Source organism: Bradyrhizobium sp. BRP56 (assembly GCF_020194035.1).
Classification (GTDB): domain Bacteria; phylum Pseudomonadota; class Alphaproteobacteria; order Rhizobiales; family Xanthobacteraceae; genus Bradyrhizobium; species Bradyrhizobium australafricanum.
Genome location: NZ_JADYVV010000014.1, coordinates 111,481 through 136,967, shown reverse-complemented (window position 1 = coordinate 136,967; position 25,487 = coordinate 111,481). Strand labels below are relative to the sequence as shown.

Annotated in this window: 20 protein-coding genes and 1 pseudogene; 10 read left to right on the top strand and 11 right to left on the bottom strand. The window is 62.9% G+C overall.

The window, feature by feature from the left end; all coding sequences use genetic code 11:
- Window positions 1–174: 174 nt before the first annotated feature.
- Entirely contained in the window at window positions 175–546 is a 372-nt protein-coding gene (locus tag I6F38_RS12985) for a cupin domain-containing protein (protein ID WP_016844188.1), read from the bottom strand.
- Between the two features lie 2,532 nt (window positions 547–3,078).
- Window positions 3,079–3,828: pseudogene (locus I6F38_RS12980) on the bottom strand (type III glutamate--ammonia ligase); the annotation flags it as partial.
- A 314-nt stretch (window positions 3,829–4,142) separates the two neighbouring features.
- On the opposite strand from I6F38_RS12980, the gene I6F38_RS12975 reads away from it, so the two are divergent.
- Entirely contained in the window at window positions 4,143–4,346 is a 204-nt protein-coding gene (locus tag I6F38_RS12975; protein WP_225160601.1) for a hypothetical protein, read from the top strand.
- 384 nt (window positions 4,347–4,730) lie between these two features.
- Window positions 4,731–7,862, top strand: a complete 3,132-nt coding sequence (locus I6F38_RS12970) for a multidrug efflux RND transporter permease subunit (protein ID WP_225160600.1) — start codon at window positions 4,731–4,733, stop codon at window positions 7,860–7,862.
- Window positions 7,863–7,910: 48 nt separating this feature from the next.
- Here I6F38_RS12970 and I6F38_RS12965 read toward each other — a convergent pair whose 3' ends face one another.
- From I6F38_RS12965 to I6F38_RS12955, 3 genes are all read right to left on the bottom strand, one after another.
- On the bottom strand, window positions 7,911–8,357 hold the full coding sequence (locus I6F38_RS12965; RefSeq protein ID WP_225160599.1) for a GNAT family N-acetyltransferase: 447 nt from the start codon (window positions 8,355–8,357) through the stop codon (window positions 7,911–7,913).
- Between the two features lie 155 nt (window positions 8,358–8,512).
- A complete protein-coding gene (locus I6F38_RS12960) occupies window positions 8,513–9,778 on the bottom strand; it encodes a D-amino acid dehydrogenase (RefSeq protein ID WP_225160598.1) in 1,266 nt (421 codons plus the stop codon).
- A gap of 106 nt (window positions 9,779–9,884) precedes the next feature.
- Window positions 9,885–11,213, bottom strand: coding sequence for an aspartate aminotransferase family protein (locus tag I6F38_RS12955; protein ID WP_225160597.1), 1,329 nt, complete (start codon window positions 11,211–11,213; stop codon window positions 9,885–9,887).
- Between the two features lie 160 nt (window positions 11,214–11,373).
- Between I6F38_RS12955 and I6F38_RS12950 the strand changes: the two genes are divergently transcribed.
- A complete protein-coding gene (locus I6F38_RS12950; protein ID WP_018273259.1) occupies window positions 11,374–11,922 on the top strand; it encodes a cupin domain-containing protein in 549 nt (182 codons plus the stop codon).
- A gap of 67 nt (window positions 11,923–11,989) precedes the next feature.
- Window positions 11,990–13,522: a lysozyme inhibitor LprI family protein gene (locus tag I6F38_RS12945; protein WP_225160596.1), complete on the top strand. Its 1,533-nt coding sequence runs from the start codon at window positions 11,990–11,992 to the stop codon at window positions 13,520–13,522.
- Window positions 13,523–13,822: 300 nt separating this feature from the next.
- Here the strand turns inward: I6F38_RS12945 and I6F38_RS12940 are convergent, their stop codons facing one another.
- The gene (locus I6F38_RS12940; RefSeq protein WP_225160595.1) at window positions 13,823–14,575 is read right to left on the bottom strand and encodes a helix-turn-helix domain-containing protein; all 753 of its coding nucleotides are present in this window, start codon (window positions 14,573–14,575) and stop codon (window positions 13,823–13,825) included.
- A gap of 139 nt (window positions 14,576–14,714) precedes the next feature.
- Here I6F38_RS12940 and I6F38_RS12935 point away from each other — a divergent pair, with 139 nt between their 5' ends.
- Complete coding sequence (locus I6F38_RS12935) at window positions 14,715–15,146, top strand: hypothetical protein (RefSeq protein WP_057015184.1); 432 nt, start codon at window positions 14,715–14,717, stop codon at window positions 15,144–15,146.
- A gap of 117 nt (window positions 15,147–15,263) precedes the next feature.
- On the top strand, window positions 15,264–15,668 hold the full coding sequence (locus I6F38_RS12930) for a DUF4864 domain-containing protein (RefSeq protein ID WP_225160594.1): 405 nt from the start codon (window positions 15,264–15,266) through the stop codon (window positions 15,666–15,668).
- 22 nt (window positions 15,669–15,690) lie between these two features.
- Here I6F38_RS12930 and I6F38_RS12925 read toward each other — a convergent pair whose 3' ends face one another.
- The 3 genes from I6F38_RS12925 to I6F38_RS12915 all read right to left on the bottom strand — a co-directional run bounded on the left by I6F38_RS12925 (window position 15,691) and on the right by I6F38_RS12915 (window position 19,789).
- The gene (locus I6F38_RS12925; protein WP_225160593.1) at window positions 15,691–16,833 is read right to left on the bottom strand and encodes a dienelactone hydrolase; all 1,143 of its coding nucleotides are present in this window, start codon (window positions 16,831–16,833) and stop codon (window positions 15,691–15,693) included.
- 411 nt (window positions 16,834–17,244) lie between these two features.
- On the bottom strand, window positions 17,245–17,697 hold the full coding sequence (locus tag I6F38_RS12920) for a MarR family winged helix-turn-helix transcriptional regulator (RefSeq protein WP_225160592.1): 453 nt from the start codon (window positions 17,695–17,697) through the stop codon (window positions 17,245–17,247).
- Window positions 17,698–18,232: 535 nt separating this feature from the next.
- Window positions 18,233–19,789, bottom strand: a complete 1,557-nt coding sequence (locus I6F38_RS12915) for a porin (RefSeq protein ID WP_225160591.1) — start codon at window positions 19,787–19,789, stop codon at window positions 18,233–18,235.
- A gap of 317 nt (window positions 19,790–20,106) precedes the next feature.
- Here I6F38_RS12915 and I6F38_RS12910 point away from each other — a divergent pair, with 317 nt between their 5' ends.
- On the top strand, window positions 20,107–20,598 hold the full coding sequence (locus I6F38_RS12910; RefSeq protein WP_225160590.1) for a MarR family transcriptional regulator: 492 nt from the start codon (window positions 20,107–20,109) through the stop codon (window positions 20,596–20,598).
- A gap of 101 nt (window positions 20,599–20,699) precedes the next feature.
- On the opposite strand, the gene I6F38_RS12905 is transcribed toward I6F38_RS12910, so the two are convergent.
- Window positions 20,700–21,935 carry an MFS transporter gene (locus I6F38_RS12905; RefSeq protein ID WP_225160589.1) on the bottom strand — a complete coding sequence of 412 codons (1,236 nt, stop codon included), beginning with the start codon at window positions 21,933–21,935 and terminating at the stop codon, window positions 20,700–20,702.
- A 134-nt stretch (window positions 21,936–22,069) separates the two neighbouring features.
- On the bottom strand, window positions 22,070–22,537 hold the full coding sequence (locus tag I6F38_RS12900) for a hypothetical protein (RefSeq protein WP_225160588.1): 468 nt from the start codon (window positions 22,535–22,537) through the stop codon (window positions 22,070–22,072).
- Window positions 22,538–22,802: 265 nt separating this feature from the next.
- On the opposite strand from I6F38_RS12900, the gene I6F38_RS12895 reads away from it, so the two are divergent.
- The 3 genes from I6F38_RS12895 (at window position 22,803) to I6F38_RS12885 (ending at window position 25,204) form a co-directional block, all read left to right on the top strand.
- Window positions 22,803–23,432, top strand: coding sequence for a DUF1326 domain-containing protein (locus I6F38_RS12895; protein WP_057015186.1), 630 nt, complete (start codon window positions 22,803–22,805; stop codon window positions 23,430–23,432).
- A 44-nt stretch (window positions 23,433–23,476) separates the two neighbouring features.
- Complete coding sequence (locus tag I6F38_RS12890) at window positions 23,477–24,250, top strand: DUF2182 domain-containing protein (protein WP_225160587.1); 774 nt, start codon at window positions 23,477–23,479, stop codon at window positions 24,248–24,250.
- Window positions 24,251–24,907: 657 nt separating this feature from the next.
- Window positions 24,908–25,204 carry a hypothetical protein gene (locus I6F38_RS12885; protein ID WP_028341258.1) on the top strand — a complete coding sequence of 99 codons (297 nt, stop codon included), beginning with the start codon at window positions 24,908–24,910 and terminating at the stop codon, window positions 25,202–25,204.
- Window positions 25,205–25,487 lie beyond the last annotated feature (283 nt).

The window sequence follows — 25,487 nt, the reverse complement described above, 5'->3', positions numbered from 1 at the left end:
CCGAGCTGGAGCTACTTCGAGATAGCGATGCGGCGTTGAGCGCGTCGCCGAGGGGCGGATGGGCGCGGAGGCGACCATCTGGATTCGAGAATGCCCCGGCGTAGCTTTCTCAAGCAGAAAAAGCGGGTGCGCGTTTGCGACCGCTTTTTCTTGATGTCGGTTTGAGGGGACCTCTTACTTTGCAGGCTCCATCATTGGTTTACCCTTATCGACGATATGGACCGTCAACATCTTCAGGGTTTTGTCGCCTGCCACCTTGAAACCACCGTGGGGCACGTCGCGAATGTTGATTGTTGCTGCTCCCGTAGGAAATGGCACCTCTTTTCCATCGGGTAGCGCCAACGTTGCGCCCTCTAGAACGTAAACGGCTTCCTCGCCATGATGCGTGTGGCGGATGAGATTATTCCCGGGCTGTACGTCGACGACGCTGACTACAATCTCCATATTCGTGCCGCTTAGGTCGGCGCGTTTCAACTCGGTGCGGTTTGTTTGGGCATTCGCGGACCAGGTAAGGGCGAAGAAAATAAGAGCAGTGATCCGAAGCATACTTTCCTCCTCAAATGGACAATGAAATGTTTTCGCGACACGCCAATGTGACGCCCACTTATCCAACAGCAACCATTACGAGAGTGCAAGGGAAGTGCAGCACAATCCATCCTGAAGCAGATTGTGGCGATTGAGGCGACGACTACACCACCCCGCCGATCGTGGTATCGACCCGTGATGGTCGCATCGTCAGAGATTGCGAAGCAAAGTAAACCTCCGCGCATCGGAAGTTTACCAGTAGGAGAAATCGGCAGGGCCTACCAGAGACGTCCTTGGCGAATTGATCACTTCGCCTCAGTCGACCCGGGTATCAACCCAGCCGACCTTGCCGCAGGCGGTGAACTTGCGGTGCACCGAGATCTCAGCCCAATCCCATCTGCAAGTCGGCAAGCTTCAGCAGCCGCTATGATGTTGGCAGCCGACGCAAGAACACAAGCACCGTCTTGAAACCGGCGTTGCGATCGACAGGGCCAGTCCAATAACGGAGATGACGGGCGGGTTTTCGACGCCAAGGCATGGGTCGATATACTCAGTGCATCGAGTTCATGGCCGCTCGGGCTGCGGAGCGCATGTTGCTAGGCGGCGAACTCGCCGCTCCGGTTGAAGAACGTCCTTGGCGGGGATCGCTTGTGCATTTCCCTGCACGAACGAAAACATCCAGGTCCGGAAGCTTCATTCGCGGCTCCTCAACGAAGAGCGGGCGAGCAAGCGCCGCCGGCAGTCACGCGGTGGCGACAATCCCCTCCGAAGAGCTGCAGCAGGCTCGGCGGGGATAGGGCGTCCCCGGCAGATGAGTTCTAGAAGCTGGTTTTGCGAACCGAGCTGACAAGCCAGGATTGGGCTACGCGGCAGCGGCCCAGCATTGGCTTCCACCGCCCCAGGAGTGCTGGCACCGTTTCGTATTGGGCGAAGGGTCATTGCCCGCCTGAAGCACCCGGACGAAAGTCCCGCTCTCATGGTACTCGAGCCAGGCCCTTGACCGATGGCGTGCTGCAGCCAACCGTCGCCTTGCGCAACCACCGGTAGAGAAAAAATCCGTGGACGCCCGCATAATCGAAAGTAGTGGGGAGCAGGCTCTCCACGGCGCCGCGCTGCGGACGGCGGCAGCATTTACCCGCGGCGGGGAATTGATTTCTTAACTCAAACCTTGGGTCCGGTGATCGCGAAGCTTGGGAACTTCCGAAGCGGTCCCTTGCCGGAAATTGGGCTTCATCCGCGATAGGTCGGGCCATGGGCTTTGCCGGTCATCATGTCCCGCTGAAACGTAACCCCGCGCCCATTATGCCGGGAGTGCCGCCGTCTCTTAAGAGTGGTCGCTGACAAGAGACGGCAAGGTACCCCTGCGCACGGATATCCCCAGCCTCGTTGTCCACATCCGCAACTCCTTGAAGCTGCAGCAAAGACGAATGCCCTCGGAGCGCGCACCATAAACCCACGTATTGTTCGGGAAACGAATCGCCGGCGGCCTAGTTTCAAGTGCAGAAGCGATGTTTGCCTTCGGGGTCGATGCCGTAGCCCGTCGACATTCGCCGTCGCCCGCTCGTAACTGGCCTTCAACTGCTTGACCTGCTGGCGTGTTTGCGCGAGCGATGCCTCGAGCTGGTTGACTTTGTACTGGAACGGCGCCGGATCGATACGAAACAGCATCGCGCCGGCGACCGCGGTGGTGTGCCTGGCACATGGGATAGGTTGATTGTCCGGGCGTCATCGACCCGCGACCCGTCTAGAAATGGTATCCGCGCGACAAGGAGAGGTCTGGCGCTTCTGGTAGGTCAAGTTGAGAAATTGGCCGGAGCTGGTCGGAAGGAAGCAGACGAGGAGCACCACGCGCCTACGGCACGATGCCGGCACCGAATACGGGCTTTCGATATTCCGCGACAGAGGTCGATTTCGCCTGACCTACAGGCGAAGGTCTTTCAACGTTCCGCTTTGTTGAGATAAATCTGTGCTCGCCACGCGGGCTCATGAACTGCCCTATGCGAAGGATTGGATGATGTATCGTAGGTTTGGTTGGTGTGGGGAAAGGCGGTAGCGCTCCCCCGCTACCAATTCTGCGATTTTGTACGCCTGACTACGATTTTCTGCGGTTTCTCACGCTCATTGCATCTCGGACCAAATGGACGCCCTCGGCACAGGGGAACGTGATCGCTGCCGGCTGACTTTGCCTTGGTAGTTTGATCGCGCAGACGGGCGGATTGGTGTGCTGTCAAGATGCCGCCAGCGCGGCTACGCTGTCCGGCAGGCGGGCTTGCGTGTGATCGAATGAACCGATGGCGCACCAGCTCATTCTTAGCTCCCGATCAAGCGGAACCACAGTACTTCGACAGCTTCGATCATATGCAAGAGAGGGATGTTCATGTGGAGCGCTGACTGTGCGACCTTCGAAGGCCACCACCAGCTCGTGACGTTGAATCGGCGAATGTCGGTATCGGTTGTTGCGCTTCTCGAAAAGGTCGTGCTCGAGAAGGAGCGGTCGTGCGCCACTGGAATCCAGAGCGATGATGAAACGGCACAGAGGGAGTTGGGGCGCGCTCAGCAGTCCAGGGTCGTCTCTCGTTCCCACCGGGTCAGATGACGTGAAAAATCGTTCCACTCCTGATGCTTCAGCTTTAGGAAGGCGGGAACGTAGGCGCCGAGGCTCTCGCAGAGCAGCTTGGAGCCTTCCAGTGCGCGCAACGCGTCGAGTAGATTGAGCGGCAGCTTCTTCACGTCCTTCACGAGGTGACCGTCGGTATACATGTTGATATCGAGACGCTTGCCGGGGTCGCGATTACTCTGGATGCCGTCGAGGCCTGCGGCCAGGATCGCCGCCTGCATGGCGTAAGGGTTGGCGGCGCCATCGGCCAGCCGCAGTTCGAACCGTCCCGCCTCGGGGATGCGAATCATGTGGGTACGGTTGTTGCCCGAGAACGTCACCGTGTTTGGGCTCCAGGTCGCGCCGGAGATGGTGCGCGGCGCGTTGATGCGCTTGTAGGAATTGACCGTGGGATTCAGGATGGCTGCGAGAGCATCGGCGGAATGAATAATCCCGCCGATGAAGGCGTAGCCGGTGGCGGAGATTCCAAGCTCTCCCTTGTCGTCCTCGAAGACGTTCCGGTTGCCATTCCATAGCGAGACGTGGACGTGGCAGCCATTGCCCGTCAGACCCGAAAACGGCTTTGGCATGAACGTCGCGCGCAACTGGTGCCTTTCGGCGATCGACTTCACCATGTACTTGAAGAACGCGTGCCGGTCGGCGGTGGTCAGGGCGTCGCTGTAGTCCCAGTTCATCTCGAACTGGCCTCCGGTACCGGTTCCCGTGCCGGAGCTTCCAGTCCCCGCGCCTGCACTCGCGCCTCCGGCCGATCCGCCACCGGCGCCGCCCCCACCGCCGCCGCCACCCTGCGCGAAGGCGAGCGATGTCGACAGCATCATGGCCGCAGCCAATCCGATCGTTGCCAGTTTCTTCATGTGAAGTCCTTTCCTGGTTCGACCGGGAGCAACGTGGACCGCAAGGCGGACGTTCCTGCACGGCAGGACCCGCATCCGACGCCCGATCGGGAGGAACATGATGCTGGCTGTCCTGTTGAGCGGGATAGCGTTCCCGGAGATGCGTGATGAAGACACTTCAAATGCAGCACGAGATCACGGCCGAACTGGAAAGACGATCCGGTGTCTCGGGCCTGAAGCTGATCCGGCTCAAGGGCTACACGCCGAGCTGGGATCTCGGCGGCACGCGCGAGACGGCGCTGGATGAGGCGAAGGAAAAAGAGCTTCGCGAGATCGTGACGGCGATGCAGGACGAGTTCGACATCGCCTAGGACCGGTGCACGAGCAAGTTGCACCGGACAAGCCGCGCCTGAATGATCATGACGCACCTGATGGCGTCGAGCCTACCGGGCGCGCAATAATATGTCGTCCCGCGACATATTTGACGCCAGGGACATGCTTGACGCTTCCCAAACGGCGATAACGACACGCGAATTCCGGCCATTGAACGAACGTCGAATGGGAGACCCGACGTTTCCATTCGCGCGCCGTCCTCAACAATGATTATGCTGGCAAAAAACAGGTAGACGCGAAGGCCAACTCCGCGATCTGCCGCTTGGCCATGGCGAGGAAAACGCGCGTTCGCGCTCGAGCTTTCGAGGACGACTCCCGATATCCGGGAAAAGATGCGCCTGCCGTTCATTTGGACTCCGGAAATGAACGAGAGCATCTCATCTCCGTTTATCCGCTACCCGATCGGCACCTCACTGCTGATGGCCGGCCTCCTGTTCGTCGGAATGGTCGCCTATCCGCTGTTGCCGGTCGCACCGCTGCCGCAAGTCGACTTTCCGACCATCCAGATCTCCGCAAGCTTGCCCGGCGCCAGCCCGGAAACCATGGCGTCCTCCGTCGCGCAGCCGCTGGAGCGGCAATTCGCGCAGATTCCGGGCATCGCTCAAATGACCTCGACGAGCTCGCTCGGCTCGACCGCGGTCACCATTCAGTTCGATCTGAACCGCAGCATCGACGGAGCCGCCAATGATGTCCAGGCGGCGATCAATGCCGCAGGCGGTCAGTTGCCCAAGAACCTGCCGACGCCCCCAATCTACCGCAAGGTCAACCCGGCGGACTCGCCCATCCTCATATTGTCGGCGACCTCAGACACCCTGCCGCTGATCAAGGTGAGCGATGCGGTCGACGCCCAGCTCGGGCAGCAGATCAGCCAGATTTCGGGCGTCGCCCAGGTGTTCATCGGCGGACAGCAGAAGCCCGCGATCCGCGTGCAGGTAGATCCCGCCAAGCTGGTCGCCAAGGGACTCTCGCTGGAAGATATCCGCAGCCAGATCGCCATTACGACGGTCGATGGTCCGAAGGGCAACATCGACGGCGCGACGCGCGCCTACACGATCTACGCCAACGATCAACTGGTGGAGGCCAAGGACTGGAATGACGTCATCATCGCCTACCGCAACGGCGGCCCGTTGCGGATTCGCGACGTCGGTCGGGCGGTCGCCGCGCCGGAGGACATGAAGCAGGCCGCCTGGGCGGATGGCCAACGCGGCGTGTTCCTCGTCATCTTCAAGCAACCCGGTGCCAACGTCATCGGAACGGTCGACCGGATCAAGGAGCAACTTCCGAGACTCATGGCCGCGATTCCGCCCGCCATCAAGATCAAGATCATCAGCGACCGGACATTGACCATCCGCGCCGCCGTCGAGGACGTGCAGATCACGCTGCTCATCACCATCGTCCTGGTCGTCATGGTGATCTTCCTGTTCCTGCGCAGCTTCTGGGCCACGGTGATCCCGGCCGTGACAGTGCCGCTCGCGCTGCTCGGCGCCTGCGCGCTGATGTGGGTGTTCGGCTATACGCTCGACAATCTTTCGCTGATGGCACTGACGATTGCGGTCGGCTTCGTGGTCGACGACGCCATCGTCATGCTGGAAAACATCACGCGATACGTCGAGCAGGGTGCCCGGCCGCTCGCCGCGGCGTTCCAGGGCGCCGGCGAGATCGGATTCACGATCCTGTCGATCAGCATTTCATTGGTCGCGGTGCTGATCCCGCTGCTCCTGATGGGCGGCGTCATCGGCCGGCTGTTTCGCGAGTTTGCGGTGACCCTGGCGATGGCGATCTTCGTCTCCCTGGTGGTGTCGCTGACGCTGACGCCGATGATGGCATCGCGCTTCCTGCGCGCGCATGGCGAGACGAAGCACGGCCGGCTCTACCAATGGAGCGAAGCGGCGTTCGACAGGATGCTGCATGGCTATCAACGGGGCCTCGATCTGGCGCTCCGCTGGAGCCGGACCACGCTATGCATCTTCTTCGCGACGCTGGCACTGTCGGTCTACCTGCTCGTGATCATTCCCAAGGGATTCTTCCCGCAGCAGGACAACGGATTCCTGATGGCCGTGTCGCAGATGGCCCAGGACATCTCGTTTGCCGACATGGAGCGGCATCAGGAAGAACTCAGCAGCATCGTCCGGGCCGATCCCGCGGTCGAGAGCATGGCCGAGTTCATCGGCGGCGGCGGCACCGCGCTCAATTCGGGTCGCATGTACATCACGCTGAAGCCGCGCGAGGAGCGCGACGCGAGCGCGCAGCAGATCATCGAACGGTTGCGGCCGAAGCTCGAGGCGGTCGAGGGAGCACGCCTCTACATGCAAGCCTCCCAGGACGTCCGGCTCGGCGGCCGCGCCACGCGGACCCAATTCGAATACACGCTGCAGGACGCGAAGCTCGACGAGCTGAACGAATGGGCGCCGAAGATTCTGGCCACGATGAAGACATTGCCCGAATTGCGCGACGTCGCCACCGACCAGCAGACCGAGGGAACGACGCTGACGCTGACCATCGATCGCGACACCGCGTCGCGCTTCGGCATCCAGCCGCAACTGATCGACGACACCCTGTACGACGCATTCGGCCAGCGCCAGGTGACCCAATACTTCACCCAGCTCAACAGCTATCACGTCATCCTGGAGATCCTCCCCGAATTGCAGGGCAAGCTCGACACGCTCAACAAGCTCTACATCAAGTCGCCGACCACCGGGGACGAGGTGCCGCTCTCCGTGTTCTGCAAGTGGACCACGATTCCCGTGCGCCCGCTGGCGATCGCGCACCAGGGACAGTTTCCTGCGACCACGATCAGCTTCAACCTCGCGCAAGGGGTGGCGCTCGGCCAGGCCACCGATGCGATCCAGAACGCCGTCGCCGATCTCGGTGCTCCAGCCACGCTCAGCTCGAGTTTCCAGGGCACCGCGCAGGCCTTCCAGCAGTCACTGAGCTCGGTGCCGCTGCTGATCCTGGCCGCGCTGGTCGTGGTCTACCTGATCCTCGGCGTGCTCTATGAAAGCTACATCCATCCGCTCACGATCCTGTCCACGCTGCCATCGGCCGGGGTCGGCGCGCTGGCGATCCTGATGGCGTTCGGGTTCGATTTCAGCCTGATCGCGCTGATCGGCATCATCCTCCTGATCGGGATCGTGAAGAAGAACGGTATCATGATGGTCGACTTCGCGATCACCGCCGAACGGGACGAGCACCTATCGCCGCGTGAATCGATCCGGAAAGCGGCCCTGCTGCGCTTCCGCCCGATCATGATGACGACGATGGCGGCGCTGCTCGGCGGCGTCCCGCTGATGCTGGGCACCGGAACGGGATCGGAAATCCGTCAACCGCTCGGCTATGCGATGGTCGGAGGCTTGATCGTAAGCCAGGCGCTCACGCTGTTCACGACGCCGGTCGTGTATCTCTATCTCGACCGATTCTCGAATGCGCTGTCGAACTGGACGGCAACGAAGCGAGACGACGATGTCGAACCGCCCGTGAAGAACGCCGCCGAATAGCCCCGGAGTGGAAGCGAACCCGCGATCGCAACCGCCCTGGCGGGGCGGTCAAGCCGACCGGTAGATATCCGGCCGGACGATCTCCATGAAGCGCGACGGGTTGCCCAGCGCCTCGAACCCGAATTGACGATACAGTCCATGGGCGTCCGAGGTCGCGAGCAGGAAGCGCCTCAGGCCCTGCAGGTCTTCATGCTCGACAACGCAACGCACCAGCCATTTCGACAATCCCTTGCCGCGATGCGCCTCGAGGATGAACACGTCGGCAAGCAATGCGAAGGTCGACCTGTCGGTGACGATACGCGCGAAGCCAACCTGTGCGGCGCCATGATAGACGCCAAAGCAGATCGAGTTGTCGATTGCCCGCTGCACGGTCGATCTCGGAATGCCCCGCGCCCAATAGCTATCCTTCGCCAGAAACGTGTGAATGACCTCGACGTCCAGGCGGTGCGGATCGGCTGATATCTCGTAGTCGGTAGGCATCCGCTGCATCGGCATTGGCGCGTTCCTTCGATCAAGTCGCTAGAGCATTCTCGGTTCTGATTGAATCAGAACCGAAGCCGCGTAGCCCGCATGAGCGAAAGCGACATGCGGGACAAAGACCCGGATATCGCTTGCGCTCATCCGGGCTACGAAACTTCGCTCGAAACGAGCTAGCCGAACCTGACATCGTAGCGCTTGATCGACAGCTCCTTGGTGTCGATCTCGGGCTTCTTCCCCGAGAGCATGTCCGCCAGCACCCGGCCCGAGCCGCAGGCCATGGTCCAGCCGAGCGTGCCGTGGCCGGTGTTGAGATGCAGATTGGCGAAGCGCGTCGCGCCGATCACCGGCGGGCCGTCCGGCGTCATCGGGCGCAGCCCGCACCAGAAGGTGGCCCTGGGAAGGTCGCCGCCGCGCGGAAACAGGTCGGTCAGCGAATGATCCAGCGTCGCGCGCCGCGCGGCGTAGAGCTTGGTCGAATAGCCCGAGATCTCGGCGGTGCCGCCGACCCGGATGCGATCGCCGAGCCGGGTGATCGCGACCTTGTAGCTCTCGTCCATCACGGTCGATTCAGGCGCGCCGGTCGCGTCCTTGATCGGAACGGTGATCGAATAGCCCTTCACCGGATAGACCGGCAGCGAGATGCCGAGCGGCCGCAGCAGGATCGGCGAATAGCTGCCGAGCGCCAGCACATAGGCGTCCGCCGTCATCATCCCGGCGCTGGTCGCGACGCCGGTGATCCGGGTCGTGTCCGCATTCAGTCCGTCGATGCCGACATTGAAGTTGAAGCGCACGCCGAGCTTCTCGGCTTCCAGCGCCAGGGCCTGCGTGAACATGTGGCAGTCGCCGGTCTCGTCATGCGGCAGCCGCAGCCCGCCGGCGAACTTTTCCTTCACGCCGGCCAGCGCGGGCTCGGCGGCGATGCAGCCCTCGCGGCCGAGCACCTCGAACGGCACGCCATACTGCTTCAGCACCGCGATGTCGTCGCCGGTGTGATCGAGCTGGGCCTGCTCGCGAAACAGCTGCAGCGTGCCGCGCGCACGCTCGTCATAGCGGATGCCGATCTCGCTGCGCAGCGCCTGCAGGCAGTCGCGGCTGTATTCCGCGATCGGGATCATCCGGCTCTTGTTCACCGCGTAGCGCGCCGTCGTGCAGTTGCGCAGCATCTTCAAGAGCCAGAGCCACATCACGGGATCGAGCTTGGGGCGGATCACCAGCGGGCCGTGCTTCATCAACAGCCACTTCACCGCCTTGACCGGCACGCCGGGGCCGGCCCAGGGCGACGAGTAGCCCGGCGACACCTCGCCGGCATTGGCAAAGGAGGTTTCCAGCGCGGGCTTCGGCTGACGGTCGATCACCGTGACCTCGTGGCCTGCGCGCGCAAGGTAATAGGCAGAGGTGACGCCGATCACGCCACTGCCGAGAACAAGGACCTTCACTTTTCCTCACATCCTGCAGCGAAAACGCAATCGCCGCTGCGAAACCACTCTGCTTCGCAACGGCGACAGCAATTTGTAGAGCCAGCTAAAATATAGCTAGCAATTATCAGGCCACGCGCTTGATGGAGTCGCCGAGGATCGAGACGATGTCGTCGATGTGCGACTTCTCGACGATCAAGGGCGGCGACAACGCCAGCGAGTCGCCGCTCATGCGGAAGTAGAGGCCGCGGTTGAAGCAATCGACCATGATGTCGTAGCCGCGCGCGCCGACGACACCATCGCGCGGCGCGACTTCGACCGCACCCATCAGGCCCTGGTTGCGGATGTCGACCACGTTCGGCAGGCCCTTCAGCGAATGCAGGGCATCGCGCCAGTAGTCGGCGAGCGAGGCGCCGCGGGTCAGCAGAGCTTCGTCCTTGTAGATGTCGAGCGTGGCAAGACCCGCCGCGCAGGCCACCGGATGCGCCGAATAGGTGTAGCCGTGGAACAGCTCCATGGCGTTGTCCGGGCCAACCATCAGCCCGTCGTGGATCTGGCGGCTGGTGAACACCGCGCCGCACGGCACGGTGCCGTTGGTGATGCCCTTCGCGGTCGTCATCATGTCGGGCGTCACGCCGTAGAAGTTGGCGGCGAACGGGGTGCCGAGGCGGCCGAAGCCGGTGATGACCTCGTCGAAGATCAGCAGGATGCCGTGCTTGGTGCAGAGCTCGCGCAGGCGCTGCAGATAGCCCTTCGGCGCCGGCAGCACTGCGGTCGAGCCCGGCACCGGCTCGACGATCACCGCAGCGATGGTGTCGGCGCCATGCAGCGCCACCATCCGCTCGATGTCGTCGGCGAGCTCGGCGCCGTGCTCCGGCTGGTCCTTGGCGAAGGCGTTGCGGGCGAGATCGTGGGTATGACGAATGTGGTCGACGCCGGGCAGATGGGTCGCGAACTGGCGGCGGTTGGCGACCATGCCGCCGACCGACATGCCGCCGAAGCCGACGCCGTGATAGCCGCGCTCGCGGCCGATCAAACGGGTGCGGCTCGGCTGGCCGGCGGCGCGGTGATAGGCCAGCGCGATCTTCAGCGCGGTATCGACCGATTCAGAGCCCGAATTGGTGAAGAAGACGCGATCCAGCCCCTTCGGGGCGATCTCGGCGAGCCGCTCGGCGAAATCGAACGCCAGCGGGTGGCCCATGTTGAACGAGGGCGCGAAATCCAGCGTCGACAGCTGCCGCTCGACCGCGGCCGCGATCTGCGGGCGGCCGTGGCCGGCGTTGACGCACCACAGGCCGGCGGAGCCGTCGATCACCTGCCGGCCGTCGACCGAGGTGTAGTACATGCCCTTGGCGGAGGAGAACAGCCGCGGCGCCTTCTTGAACTGCCGGTTGGCCGTGAACGGCATCCAAAACGAGTCGGTCTTGATGGTGTTCGGAATCTGATGAACGGTCACGGCGGCGCTCCATTGCTGACTGATGCTAGTCGGACCACTCTTCCAGGCACTCAACAAGTCCTTTTCTGCCGCACCGCAAGCCATTGATCTTGTTGAGGCGGTCTGCCAAGATTTGTTCGATCCGCAACACCTGCAACAGGGATTTGCCAAGGGGACTGCCATGAGCGTCGACATCGGCGGTCGGCTTCGATTCATCCGCGCGCGGCACAAGCTGTCGCAGCGCGAGCTCGCCAAGCGCTCCGGCGTGACCAATTCGACGATTTCGCTGATCGAATCCAACCAGATGAACCCGTCGGTCGGCGCCCTCAAGCGCATCCTCGACGGGATCCCGATGGGGCTTGCCGAATTCTTCGCGATCGAGCCGGAGCGGCCGCGCAAGGCGTTCTATCGCGCCGACGAACTGACCGAGATCGGCAAGAAGCCGATCTCCTACCTGCAAATCGGCGACAGTCTGTTCGGCCGGGCGTTGCAGATCCTCAAAGAGCGCTACGAGCCCGGCAGCGACACCGGCCGGGTGCCGCTGGTGCATGAGGGCGAGGAAGGCGGCATCGTGGTCTCGGGCCGGCTCGAGGTCACGGTCGACGACGAGCGGCGGGTGCTCAACGCCGGCGACGCCTATTACTTCGAAAGCCGCCGCCCGCACCGCTTCCGCTGCATCGGCGCCAAGCCGTGCGAAGTGATCTCGGCCTGCACGCCGCCGACATTTTGAACCCGGCGCGCGCGGCGGGCGACCCAAGCCGCAGGGGCCGCATGGCGCGGCCGTGCGGGTGACGTCGATGCCTTGCTCTCCACGGTTTGCGGCCGCCGTCGCGGCCATCGCGGTCCTTGCATCCGGCCCGTCCGTTGCGATGGACGATGATCTGCGGGCATCAAGCAGCGGGCCGACCGCGATCAGGCTGTGCGGCGATGGCGGCGACGGCACGATCAAGACCGCGGACTGCAGGAAGGCCGGCACCGACAGGCTGGTGACGCAGATCGACCGGGCGTTCGACGCGGCGCTCGGCAGGATGCCGGCGAACATCAAGCCGCTTTTGAAGCGCGACCAGGCCTGGTTCAACGAGATGATCATCGACGCCGCCGAGGTGCTGGCCGATAGCGACGCGGACGAATTGAAGGAGAGTTTTGCGCAAGCCTTGCGGCGCCGCGCCGCCGCGCTTGAGGGAATGGCATCCGGCCGTCCCGGCTTCGCCGGCAACTGGGTCAACGCCTTCGGCAACATCACGCTGACGCCGGCCGACGGCGGCGCCTATCGCCTCGCCGCCGATCTGCGCGGCGACTATGGCGGCGACCGCAGGCGAAGCTGCAAGCTCACCGCCGACCTGAAGCCTGCGGGGAGCGGCTGGCTCGCCGGCACCGTAGCCGTCAATACGGACACAGCGGCCGACAAGCCGAAAGCCGACGCAGCGCCTGCTCCGGCCAAGCCGCCATCATTAAAGCTCCGCCGCCAGGGCGAGACCTTGCGGATCGTCGGGACCATCGATGACGAGGAGTGGCACGGCTTCGCCGACTGCTCGTCGATGTGGCAGGTCACCGGCAGCTATTTTGCCGCCGGCAAGGAGGTGGCATCCGATCGGGCGGACACCGCCTTCGTCGTCCCGACCTTCGACTGCACCAGGCCGGAGACGGCGACCGACGAGGAAATCTGCGCCGACCCTGATCTGGCCGACAACGACCGGCGGCTGAACCGCGCCTGGAAGGCGTTGCAGCCGCACCTCGACGAGGCGACGCGGCGCGCGCTGATCGACGACCAGCGCAACTGGGTGAAGAGCCAGGCGCAGCAATATCCGGAATTCCTGCACCCGGCCTGGAACAAGCAGAGCTCCCAGGTTCACTTCACCCTCGATGCCCGCGATCACGTCGACGGATTGCAGCGTGAACGCCTGGCGCTGCTCGAAGGCTTTGACGACAAGCGCGGCGGACTTGCCGGCATCTGGCTCGCCCATAACGCGATCATCAAGATCACCACCGAGAGCAACGGCGCCGTGAAGGCGACGGGATGGAAGTGGGACCAGGGCGACTGGAAGGCCGGCTGCGATTACGAGATGACGGGCAAGATCGTCGGCGGCACGTTCCGCTCCGACGAGCAGCGCAAGAACCCCGACACGCTCGAACGCGACCACGCCATGCTGATCGTCAACCGGCAGGACGATCTGTTCGCGAAGAAGCGCTACTCGAACAAGGACGGCACCGAGAACAAGGACGCCGACGAAGCGAAATGCAAGCGCCGGCTCGACAATTCCTCGACCGCGCGGCTGTTTCCCGCCCGCCCCTCGCCGGACATCGATAATTTCAAGGGCTCGATCAGATAGAGCGTCTTCAGGCGAAGCGGATACCGGTTCGCGTGGCGAAAGCGTCAAGACAACGATCCAGAGACCCGTTCCGATTCAATCGGACCGGAATGGCTCTGATCACGCGACAGTATCACAGATCGCGCGTCTGCCGGTCGCCCCACGCAATAACGGCGGCAATGGTAGCGAACATCGCTGTGACCGCGATCATGACGAGGATGGTGTCGAGAGGCATGGGTCGTCTCCTGCATATGATGGAGAGACCTAGCGCGCCTGCGCGCGCATCGCCTTGTGCTGGATCAAAAAGCCGACGCCGCAGCGTCAGCTCGCGCCGCTCAGCTTGAGCCGTTCGAGGTCGAGCAGCCGCACGCCATCGGGCACGATCAACACCACCTTCTCGCGCGCAAGGCGGGTCAGCGTGCGGCTCACCGTCTCGATGGTGAGACCGAGATAGTCGGCGATGTCCTGCCGGCTCATCGGCAGCGGCACGGTGACGGACACGCTTCCGATCCGGGCGTATCGCGTCTGCATGTTGAGCAAGAATGCAGCGATCTTTTCCTCGGCACTGCGCCGTCCGAGCAGCAACATCTGGTCCTGCGCCAGGCTCAACTCGTGCCCCGCGAACTCATGCAGGCGGCGCAACAGATGCGGCTTGCCGTCGACATAGGCGAGGAACGCCGATCGCACGAAACGGCAAACCGCGACGTCGTTGACCGCCTCCGCGGTCACGCCGTAGCGGTCCTGCAGCGCAAGTCCGAGGAAGTCGCCCGGCAGCGCGAAACCCACGATCTGGCGCCGGCCGTCGGGCAATGATTTGTAAAGCCGCACGACCCCGTCGGTGACATTGAACACGCTCCCCGCGAGCGCACTTTGCTCGAACAGCGTCGTTCGCGCCGGAACCTGCTTTGCCTGGCTGATCCGGTCGAGCTCCTCGAGCTCGGACGGCTCCAGCGCAGCGCAGACGCTGAACAGCCTGACCTTGCAGTCCTCGCAGCCGTTCGTGGCGCGGCCATGCCTGCAGTCGGAACGCGTCGCGCCTGCACACGAATCCTGCAGTGGCTCGGCAATGGTCATGGCTTCGGGTGTCCGCTTGGTTGGGTGCTTGACACTATCAACCCCGATTTGATCTGGATCAACCGCCGGCGGCATTGATGCAGATCAATGCTGCGCCGCGCTTTCCCCAGCAGTTTCGCCATCATCGGGGAATCCGGCGATGAACGAGCAATTCCAGGCACTTCCGATCGACCATCAGCATGCGATCGTGGCCTATCCGCTGGTGTTCATGCATGATGCCAGTATTACCACGGATCAATGGCTGCGGTTCGTGCGCCGGCGCTGCCGCGGCAGCTCGCCCGAGACCGGGCTGATCGCGATTCGCGATCGCCGCGGCGTGATCCATGCCCTGTTCAGTTACCGCATCGACAACGACCTGCGCGTCCGCAAGCGGCTCAGCATCGGCGACCTGATCGTCGCGCATCTGCCCGGCTCGCGGATCGACGACGCGGTGTCGAACGTCATCGCCGAGGTTTCGGCGCAATACGGTTGCCAGATCGTCACCATCGAGCAGCCATTCGCAACGCGTCATGCGCGGCACGCCGGATGCCCGACTGCCGAGGCGCTGCGGCACCATCGGCGCGTCAACTGACATCGCGCTGCTTGGTCGTTCGGAGCCAGCCGCCGAAGACGCCCTGCTCCGTTGCCGCCGTGGTCGTGCGGGAGTAACCTTGCGGCGGCTGGAAGGTCGACTGTCCGGTGCCACCGCATGCGCATCATCCTGATGTTCGTCGCTATTCTGCTCGGCTCGCTCGCTCCCGCAGCGGCCGACGACGTCGGCGCCGCGCAGGCCGTGATCCGCGCGCAGGAGCAGGCGTTCGGCCGCGACGACGCCGCGGCGGCCTATTCGCATGCTGCGCCGGCGATCCGGCAGATCTTTCCGCAAGCCGACATCTTCATGTCGATGGTGCAGAACCAATACGCGCCGGTCTATCGGCACAGAAGCTTCGAGTTCGGCGAGGCGCGCAGCGACGGCGACCGGATCGCGCAGCGCGTCCACATCGTCGATGCCAATGGCGAGGCGTGGGAGGCGCTCTACACGCTGGAGCGGCAGGCCGACGGCAGCCTGAAGATCACCGGCTGCTCATTGCTCAAGGCCGGCCAGGCGGTGTGATCGCAGGGACCGAATCCGCCGCTTAGGCCAGGCCCTTGCTCGGCCGGAGCCTGTCTTCAAGCCAGTCGAAGATGACTTCGTTGGCCAACGTGGGGTTATCGATATGCCCCTGCATGGCGGCGGTTTCAGCACGCCGGAATAACATCAGCCGGGCGTCGCGATGAATGCTGCTCAATCGATCGCCAAATTCAATCAGCGCACCCGGAAGGAGCCAGCCGGCTTCACCCGCGGTGACGAGGAGCGGACATTCGATGCTTCGCGAAGTCGGGTTGGCTTCCTCGAGCCATCCAATCTGCTCATTGCCGTCTGCTTGCCGATAAAAGAAGCTTCTTTCGTGCGAGTCCCACATGCCGGCATCGCAAACCGCCGCGGCAAACCGGGCGTCACTGGCGGCCGCCCGGGCGACCAGCGAGGAATTCCACGCGTCCGCCACGATGGCGATCCGCGTGTTGTCGACGCCGGGCTTCTCCGAAAGAAAGTCCAGAATGCGGCTCATCGCGGCTTCGAACTTGCGACCCTCGAGCCGTTCCGGTGGCAACGCCGTCTGAGTACCCAATAGATCCACGGCGAGTAGCGAGAAGCCGCGCTCGTCGGCGTGGCCGGCGTATTTGGCGATCAGTTCTTCCTTGTAGGAACCTGGCTCGCCAATGCAGACGATCACGGGCCCGTCGCCGCGAAAGGCCGATGGCAGATAGTAGGCTTGAAGCGACAGGTCATCTGTCCAGGGAATCGACAGCACCTGGCCCGCCGGGACCCGGCTGTTCAGGAAGTTGGTCGCGCAGCGGCGCATGCCGTCGACAGCGCATTTCAGCAGATCATTGGCGTATCCAGGAGGCCTTGCGGCTGCGTGAAAGTAAGTGGTGGCGCGAAGCCAGTTGCGACGAGCGGTGATCATGTTTCCGTTCTGCAACGAAAGCTCGGCTCTCGCTTCGTTCAGTTCCGCGGTTTTAATCCATTCCCCGGACCACGAGTTCTCCGAACCGAGGTTGATCCTGCTCAATGTCAACCAACATTCGGAAACCGTTGAACCGCCCTCCTGTGCGGCGGCCAACACCTTGACGAACTCCGCCGACAGATCCTCGCGATCCGGCCAGACAGGCCAGCCCTGATCATCGAACTCGACGCTGCTTGACGAGGCGCCATGCACCCCACAGTGGTCATGCATATTTCGTCAACTCGTTCGCACCCGGCTCGGCTGCCGGTTCGCGTTATCGATACGAGTCCGCCAGTTCGCGTCGACGAAGCGCCGCTTCGATAGCCGCGTGATGTTGGCGCCGAAATCGCAAACGCCAATCACCCAGCTCTCCCAAGAAATTATTCCAATGCTGGTTCATTTAATTGAAGTCATTCGGCGGCGGCAATCGTCGATACGGCGGCGCAGCAATGCGTTGCGCTTATGCCTGTGATTGTTGTTAATTGTTGCTGCCGCAATCGTTTTCCGAGCAGATGCTCGGCGACGTCCTGAACGCAGCAGAATCGCCTCTCGCGCGCACGTGCCACCGGCGCAGGCCCTCTCACGGAATCGCGAGAACCAAGACGTTATCGGTCACTCCACCGTGACCACGAGCCCGCATGGCTAGAAGGGCGGGATGTCACTGTCCTTGACCAGGTAGTCCTGCATCGCCAGCGCGCGATCGCTCGACCTGATGAACCGCTCGACGAGATCGAGAAAGATCGAGAACTCCTTGTTGTTCATGCAACCCAGCCAGACGTCGTTGACCTTCGACTGCATCGGCGTGAGCGAGTCCAGAAGGGCGCAGCCGGCCTGGGAGACTGTCAATTTGGTGCGGCGACGATCATCCAGATCGCCTGCCTTCTCGACGAGGCCAAGTTCGGTCAGGTGCTGGATCGCTTTGGTAACACCCGCGCTGGTCAAGCGGAGGTATTCGACGATGGTGACCGGGAAGACGTCGCCCCTGGTCTCGAGATATCGGATCGTGGTCAGCATCGTGTACTGAATGCCGGCGATGCCGCAATGCGCTGCATAGCCCTGGGTCAGGTGATGGTGGCGCGACGACAGGGAATGCAAGCAGCCGGCGAGGCGCTGTAACTGCAGTTCGGTCGCTTTCGCAATTCGATTGGTTGAAGCAGTCGCGGTCGGAAAATGCGCAGTCGAAGGTTTACGGTGATGGCTCGGTTTTGCAGTTGCCTTCGGCATGCCGAGCGACGCTTCCTGATCAGGCCGGGCAATTAAATGATATAGTCATATAACTGAGCGCGGCATATGCCGTCCAGCTGACGCTGCTACTTCGCCCGTATCGCTGATCACGATGCAGCGCGGTTTTCGATCCCGGGTCTCACGAAGCCGTGCGCGCCGCTGAAGCATGTGCCAATCGCACGAGCTCAACAAAAAACCTCCGGCAGGGCATTGCCGGAGGTTCTGGAGGCTAGTTCATGAAGATGTCTGATATCTCCTCATCATCATGGTCGGCAGAGCAACCGACGCCGACTTTGTACATGATAGACTAATATTAGTAAATCATACACCTCTTCTTTCAACATCAAAGCCCCGACAGTTGCCCGTCGGGGCCTTGCGTGGAGATCAAGCCAGGATCAGCCGGGCCTTACCAGTTGCGCTGGGCGCGGAGCAGCAGCGTGTAGGTATCCTGGTTGCTGAGAGAATAGACTGCGGCCGGCTTGCCGATCGCAGCGCTACCCGGATAGGTGACCGTACCGGCATAGTTCTGATCCAGATGGGTGTAGGTGAAGTCAGCCGAGAAGGTCAGGTTCTTCACCGGGGTCCACTGGGTCTGCGTACCGATCTGCGCGATGCTGTAGTCAGGATTGCACGAGGTCAGGTTCGAGGCGGCGCCGATCAGGATGCCGAACGATCCGCCCACACCAGTTCCGCCCGGACCGCAGATGTAGCTCTTGGCCGTGCTGTTGTAGTTAACCTGGGCCCAGGCGCCGTAGATGCTGGTGTTCCAGTTCGGATTCCAGTTGTGGACATACGCACCGCTCACGCCGTAGGTCGTGATCAGCTGCTGCTCGCCGCCGGTGACAAACACGCTGTCCGGCGCCATGCCGAAGCCGATGCTTTGATAGGCACCGGGAATGCTGGTGTTACCGAAGTAGGTGAACGCACCGGCGCCCGACAGATCCTGGATGTTGTAGCGCGTTGCGCCGTTGGTATAGACGCCCTGGACGTTGACGGTATCGCCAGGTCCGGTCGGGATGTTCTTGATCGACAGGGCCAACTGACCGGCCCACCCCCATTTGTCGTCCGGATGGCCGGTCAACTCGGTACCGCCATAATAGGCCGCGTGGTTGTCATGCGCCGCGAACGACGCCTGGAACAGACCCCAGGCCTGGTCGACGCGGAGAGCGGCGACGAGATCCGGCGCAATTGTACCGGCATAGTCGCTCGCGCCGTAGATGCCGAGGGCACCGGTGCCGAGCGCGCCGAGATTCTGCACGCCAGCCTGATAGTAGGCCGACTGATCCTGAGCCGACAGGGCCAGCGACACGCCGTTACCGAACTGCGCGGTGTAGGTGAACTGGTTCACGCCAGTGACCGTGCCGCCGCCGCCGACGAGACCGTCGAAGTTGTTGCCCGGATAGTTGGTCCACGGCGCCGAGAACTGCGAGACCGCCTTGCCCATGGTGAAGCCGGCAAACTGGATGAAGGCGTAGTAGACGCCGACCGTACCGTTCGCGACTGTGCCAGAGCTGGCGTTGTTGGGGGCAGCGGACGTTCCGACCGGCGAGTAGACCGTCGAACCGTTGCCGGCGCCACCGTAGCTGTCCGAGGTCCAGCTGAAGGTCGCATCGAAGAACGTGCGGACCACGCCGTACTCGGTCGCGGTGCGGGTGTCGACGTTCAGGTCTTCACGCGAGCGCCAAGTGTAGCCGTTGGTGAAGCGATTCTGTGCGCCGCCCTGACCGCCATAGTTGCCGCTGGCATCGCTGTTGGTGTTGGCCAGAACGTCGACACGCAGATAGCCGCCCAGCTTGATGCAGGTGTCGGTGCCCGGAATGAAGTAGAAGCCCGGACCATAGAGCGAGCAGACCTTCACGTACTCGATTGCCTTGGCCTTGACCGGAAGGTCGGCCGCCATCGCTCCACTGCTCGCGACGAGAGCTGCCGCCGAGCCCAACAAAAGGCCCCTAACGATTTTCATGCTGTCCTCCAAGTGATGCCTTGCACTGCTGGCAAAGCGACAAACGTTTCCCCTCCCAAAAACCGCTGCGGCGCAGCCATTTTCGAGATGCTCGTGGTCAACTCGGCCACTGCAGGCGTGAGATGGTGGATGCCCCCCATCTACGGGGCGGAACAATGCTATCGGGCAGTCACATATTCAACTTATATTAGTTAATCATTATACTGTTTGCGCGGCCATGTGTCATTCAGGCAACGCCGCGACGAACATTTTCGTCAGACGCCCGCTTCAAGAAATTGCTCGATATCTGTGAAGATGAATTTTTGTTAAGGTGCGTCATGACCGAGCGCAAATCGACCGACAAACTGCAGGACGCCACTGAGCGATTGGCTTGGGAAATCGTGTCGACCAGCGTACGCTTGGAGGAGCTGCGCAGCATCTGGGCCAAGATGATCGGAATCACCGGTCCTCAATGGATGATCATGACGGTCCTGGCGAATGCCGAGGACCGAAACATCGGCCTTCCCGTCGGCGCGGTTTCGCGGGCACTGCGTGTCGATCAGTCGTTTGTGGTCACGCAGTCAAAATTGCTCGAAAAGAAGAACCTCTTACGCCGCAAGAATTCGAGCGAGGACGCCCGGGTCGTGAACCTGTCGCTGACCGACCACGCCAAGAAGCAGATGGCGAACCTGTCCTCGCAACGCAAGGAGCTGAACGAGTTCGTCTATGCCGAGCTGGATCTACGGGAGTTGCAGCAACTGACCGGCAAGATGGATTCCATCAAGAACCGCCTGGAAAAAGCGATCGCGCGGATCTCGGCCGAACTGTAGGGCGTCGCCGAAAATCGCCGCAGTCCCGGATCAGGCCTTTGTCGGCGCATGATCCCACGCAAGCGCTTCTCGCGAGGAAAACCGCTTCGCACTTTTCCGGGTCACGCCAGCGCCACCCGCTGCCGCGCCCGCATCATGAGCAGCAGAATGATGCTGACATTGAGCAGGTTCCAGGCGAGGCCGTTGGCGAAGGCGGCGGCATAGGAGCCGGTGGCGTCGAAGATCACACCCGAGATCCAGCCGCCAAAGGACATGCCGAACACCGAGGCGAAGATCACGATGCCGATCCGCGTCGCGGCCTCCGACGCCGGCATCGCCTCGCGCACGATGATCGCGTAGCTCGGCACGATGCCGCCCTGGAACAGGCCGAACATCGCCGAGATGATGTAGAGCGAGGTCAGGCTGTCGAAGAACAGATAGAACAACAGCGCCGCGCCTTGCGCGATCGAGCCGATCAGCAGGGTGCGGATACCGCCGATCCGGTCGGCGAGGAAGCCGGAGCCGATCCGGCTGATGATGCCGAAGCCGAGCATCAACGACAGCATCTCGGCGCCGCGCGCCACGCCGTAGCCGAGATCGCCGCAATAGGCGACGATATGGACCTGCGGCATCGACATCGCCACGCAGCAGGAAATCGACGCGAGCGACAGGATCGCGGTCAGCGCGTTGGTGGAAAGCTTGAGGTCGACCCGCGGTGGTGCCGCGTTGACATGGCTGCGCCTGGTCGCCGCGCCCATCAACACGCGCAGCACCATGAGTGCCAGCAGCATCGCGATCGCGGTGAAGATGCCGATTGCAATATGGGTGGTGCGCCAGCCGACACTCTGCATGCCGAAATTGACCAGCGGCGGCCACACCGTACCGCCGACGTAATTGCCGCTCGCGGCGATCGCGACCGCGAGGCCACGGTAGCGCTCGAACCAGTGCGACGCCTCCGCCATCAACGGGCCGAAGGTCGCCGCCGACGACAGGCCGATGGCGAAATGCAGCAGGATGAAGGCCCAGATCGACGGCGCGTAGCCGGCGCCGACATAGCCGAGGCCGAGGATGCCGATCCCGGCGCCGATCGCCGCGACGATGCCGTAACGGTCGCTGATCTTGCCGGTCACGACCTGGCCGAGGCCGAAGCCGAGCATCACCATGGTGAAGGCGAGCGAGGCCGTTCCGCGGGTCGCGCCGAAGTCGGTCTGCACCACCGGCAACGCCACCACGACCGACCACATGCCGACGCTGCCGAGCGAGCCGATCACCACGGCCACGACAAGGCGCAGCCATGCCCGGCGCGAGTCGGGAATGAACGTAGCGACTTCAGGGGAATATTCAGAAGAAATTACCACGGCAGGCGGAACTTCGTCGGCATTTGCCTCCGGGTCAAGCCACATTGCCGAGAGATTAGGCATGCGCCAGCAAGGGGACGCCGCCCCTTGAAACGGCACGCTCCGCGGCGGATTCGCGCGCGGCTAGCGTCGCATCAATTCCCGAAGTTCGGGTCCTGCGACTGGAACGGGCCGCATTTGGCGCGTTTCGCAAACCGCTGATCGAAATCGACCGTGCCCCCGCGCACCGGAATCTGTGTCGGCGGCAGTCCCCTTGTGTACTGGTCGACGGTCACCGTCTTCTTGTCCGCGCTCATCGTGACGCGAACCGGCTCAAGCGGCTTGCCCTTGTTGGCCTCGGTCAGGTCGAGCGCGTAGTAGCCGATCACCGTCTGGCCGGCGCGCAGGCCTTGGCCTGCCAATGCAACCGATAGCGGTAGATAGACCTCCATCCTGACGCCTTCGCCGTCGCACGCCAGCATGCGCATCATGGCGGCGTCCTGGCCCGGAGGCTTTGCGGCAGCACCCGTCGCGACGGAAAGGGTGACAGCCGCGACAGCCCCGAAACCACCAATCCAGGGTTTGCCGGTCGTTGCCGCCGCACGGTCTCCTTGGCTTGTCATGGAATCCCCCGACACGAAGCGACTTGCTCGGTATTTCGTCCGACGTCGAGGCTTGGACGTTCGATCCCGGTCCGTCCTCCCTCCCCGATCGGCGCCTCCGCGCGCCGCCGCGGCGATGTTTGGGCGATCGGGCGTCAGCGCTTCCTGTACCGCCGGACCGGTTGCTGCTATGATCCCGGCCTACTTGAACTGATCCGTTTTTTTTGAAGCGGAAGGCATTCTGAAGCGCCTGCATTGATCACCGACAGTCATATGGAGGTTTGCCATGGCTTCTGACTGGCGTCTCGAAGGCGAATGGATCAAGAACTGCAATTGTGCATTTGGCTGCCCCTGCGATTTCAATGCGCTGCCGACGCATGGTTCCTGCAAAGGCATGGTCGGCATGCGGATCACCAAGGGGCATTTCGGCAGCACCAAGCTCGACGGCCTGGTGTTCGCGGCAACCGTCGACTTTCCCGGCGCGCTGCACGAGGGCAACGGGCAGATGCAGCCGATCATCGACGAGCGCGCCACGGCGGAACAGCGCGAAGCGCTGTTCAACATCCTGTCCGGCAAGAATTCGGCCGAAGGCACGCTGTTCCAGATCTTCAGCCTGATCGTGACCAAGATCCATGATCCGGTGTTCGTGCCGATCGAGTTCTCCTTCGACAAGAATGGGCGCGTCGCCAAGCTCGTCGCCAAGGGCGTGCTGGAGACCGAGGTCGAGCCGATCAAGAATCCTGTCACCGGCACGCCGCATCGCATCCAGGTCGTGATGCCGGAGGGGTTCGAGCACAGGGGGGCCGAGGTGGCCTCCTCCAACATCCGCTCGACCGGGGCGATCAAGTACGAGACCAAGGGCTCGCACAGCTCGCTCGCCAACGTCGTGCAGACGCCGGACGGCGTCGCGGCCTGACACAGCCGGGCGCGGTTCGGCCGTTCGGCTGCTGGGATCCCACCATGAGCGAGACATCGGCGCTCGAACACGTCCTGCGGCATGACCGCCTGATCTTTGCAGGCGGCATCGCCGCGGTGATGGCGCTGGCCTGGGCCTATCTCCTGGCCGGCGCCGGCATCGACATGAGCATGGCTGATATGCCGATGGATCCGACGCCATGGACGCCTTCCTATGCCGTGCTGGTGTTCGTCATGTGGTTGACGATGATGGTCGCCATGATGATCTCGAGCGCCGCGCCGATGGTGTTGCTGTTCGCCGCCCTGAAGCGCAAGCAATCGGCAACGCCCTCTCCCCTCGCTGAGGCCTGGATCTTCCTGTGCGGCTATCTCGTGATCTGGGCCGGCTTTAGCCTCGCCGCGACGCTGACGCAATGGCAACTCGACCTCGCCGGCCTCTTGTCGATGGCGATGGCTGCTACCAGCGCGACGCTCGCCAGCGGCGTCCTGCTGCTGGCCGGGCTCTACCAGTTCACGCCGCTCAAGCGCGCCTGCCTGCGCTACTGCCAGAGCCCGGTGCTGTTCCTGAGCCGGCACTGGCAACCGGGCACGGCCGGTGCGCTGCGCATGGGGCTGCGGCACGGCCTTTACTGCCTCGGCTGCTGCTGGTTCCTGATGGCATTGCTGTTCGTCGGCGGCGTGATGAACCTGCTCTGGATCGTCGGCATCACCGTCTACGTCGCCTGCGAGAAGCTGCTCCCGGTCGGCCACCGCCTCAGCTATGCCGCCGGCGCCGCGTTGATTGTGGCGGGACTGATCGTGCTCGTGCATACGACTTGAGAAAGTGTCCGGACGTGTAGGAATATCGATCGCGCGACGGCGATCATCCTGTCGAAGAAGATTGAAAGGAGTGCGAGCTGGTTCACACTTGCCAATCGTCATCCGTGCCAGGATCGTTCGGACGGTGGATTGTGCGTCGCAGGCCGGCAGCGCTGCTTGTGACGGAACTGACGAGCGACAGACGCTCGCGTGCTGGCGTCAAGCCAGATGCCCCACGCCCCGGCCGTCGCGCCGAGAGAACCGCATGCATTTCATCGGAGGGTACATCATGCATACCTTGCCCGCAGAATGGCTACCCGTTTCAACTGCGCCAGCAGACCGGGATCTCGAAGTCTGTGTCCTGGACTATGATGGAATGGTCCATGCGCTCGTGGTCCCCTGCCACAAGGACGGCGCCGACTGGGTCGTTGGTTCAAATGACCACGTCCATGTTCAACCGACGCATTGGCGCAGTTGGACTGAGCCCGCCTAAAGCGGGCCCCTGCACCGCCGGGCGGACCCGGCGCAGGGCCGCCGGGGACGCTCCATGGCGCCCGGACGAGTTACCGCCATCGCGCCGCACGGGCACGAGCCCCGGTGCGGCGTCAATCTCGCGCCAGCCCATGAAATCGGCTAGACTTGCCGCGTGAGGTTCAAGGGTGGGCCAGGAGGCTCGTCATGGAATCACACGTGATCCCCTTTGAAAATCGCTGGACCAACGGCAAGCATGCCTGGGAGTGGCACTGCGAGCTCGAGCGGCTGGGCGTGCCGACGGTCCGGACGATGTACTGCGAGCATGAAACGCACCGTCGCAACAAGTCGGCGGTGGTGTTCGACATCCCCGCGGGCTTTGTCCACGACTGGCTGGCCTTTCATGACCGGCGCGCCGCCCGGCAGCAGTTCTTGTGGCGCGCCAGCGTCATCACGCTCGGCATCATCGCCGCATCGGGCGTCGTGCTCGGTGCCCTCAGATAGAGGCCGCAAGGCCGGCGGCCTCATCCGTGGCCATCCTTCGAGACGCCCGCCTTTGGCGGGCTCCTCAGGATGACGCGTTGTTGCGGGGCAAAATCCTGGTCTGGACCCTCATGGTGAGGGCGGCGTATCTCGACCACGAGGCCCTCTCACCCCTGCTTCCGGCCGCGAATCCCGCTGCCGGCGCCTGCGACGACCCGTGCGGTCGCGCCAAAGCCCTTATTAACCCTTTGCTAACCATACACCCGGCAAGAATTGCCGAGTGAAGTCGAGTGTCGTCGAACGC

Bases quoted from the DNA above. Each gene is read 5' to 3' on its own strand.
- I6F38_RS12965 (WP_225160599.1), bottom strand. From the start codon at position 8,357: ATGCCGATGCAGCGGATGCCTACCGACTACGAGATATCAGCCGATCCG.
- I6F38_RS12950 (WP_018273259.1), top strand. From the start codon at position 11,374: ATGAGCGTCGACATCGGCGGTCGGCTTCGATTCATCCGCGCGCGGCAC.
- I6F38_RS12925 (WP_225160593.1), bottom strand. From the start codon at position 16,833: ATGCATGACCACTGTGGGGTGCATGGCGCCTCGTCAAGCAGCGTCGAG.
- I6F38_RS12915 (WP_225160591.1), bottom strand. From the start codon at position 19,789: ATGAAAATCGTTAGGGGCCTTTTGTTGGGCTCGGCGGCAGCTCTCGTC.
- I6F38_RS12935 (WP_057015184.1), top strand. From the start codon at position 14,715: ATGAACGAGCAATTCCAGGCACTTCCGATCGACCATCAGCATGCGATC.
- I6F38_RS12940 (WP_225160595.1), bottom strand. From the start codon at position 14,575: ATGACCATTGCCGAGCCACTGCAGGATTCGTGTGCAGGCGCGACGCGT.
- I6F38_RS12885 (WP_028341258.1), top strand. From the start codon at position 24,908: ATGGAATCACACGTGATCCCCTTTGAAAATCGCTGGACCAACGGCAAG.
- I6F38_RS12890 (WP_225160587.1), top strand. From the start codon at position 23,477: ATGAGCGAGACATCGGCGCTCGAACACGTCCTGCGGCATGACCGCCTG.
- I6F38_RS12985 (WP_016844188.1), bottom strand. From the start codon at position 546: ATGCTTCGGATCACTGCTCTTATTTTCTTCGCCCTTACCTGGTCCGCG.
- I6F38_RS12930 (WP_225160594.1), top strand. From the start codon at position 15,264: ATGCGCATCATCCTGATGTTCGTCGCTATTCTGCTCGGCTCGCTCGCT.
- I6F38_RS12900 (WP_225160588.1), bottom strand. From the start codon at position 22,537: ATGACAAGCCAAGGAGACCGTGCGGCGGCAACGACCGGCAAACCCTGG.
- I6F38_RS12910 (WP_225160590.1), top strand. From the start codon at position 20,107: ATGACCGAGCGCAAATCGACCGACAAACTGCAGGACGCCACTGAGCGA.
- I6F38_RS12970 (WP_225160600.1), top strand. From the start codon at position 4,731: ATGAACGAGAGCATCTCATCTCCGTTTATCCGCTACCCGATCGGCACC.
- I6F38_RS12945 (WP_225160596.1), top strand. From the start codon at position 11,990: ATGCCTTGCTCTCCACGGTTTGCGGCCGCCGTCGCGGCCATCGCGGTC.
- I6F38_RS12975 (WP_225160601.1), top strand. From the start codon at position 4,143: ATGAAGACACTTCAAATGCAGCACGAGATCACGGCCGAACTGGAAAGA.
- I6F38_RS12895 (WP_057015186.1), top strand. From the start codon at position 22,803: ATGGCTTCTGACTGGCGTCTCGAAGGCGAATGGATCAAGAACTGCAAT.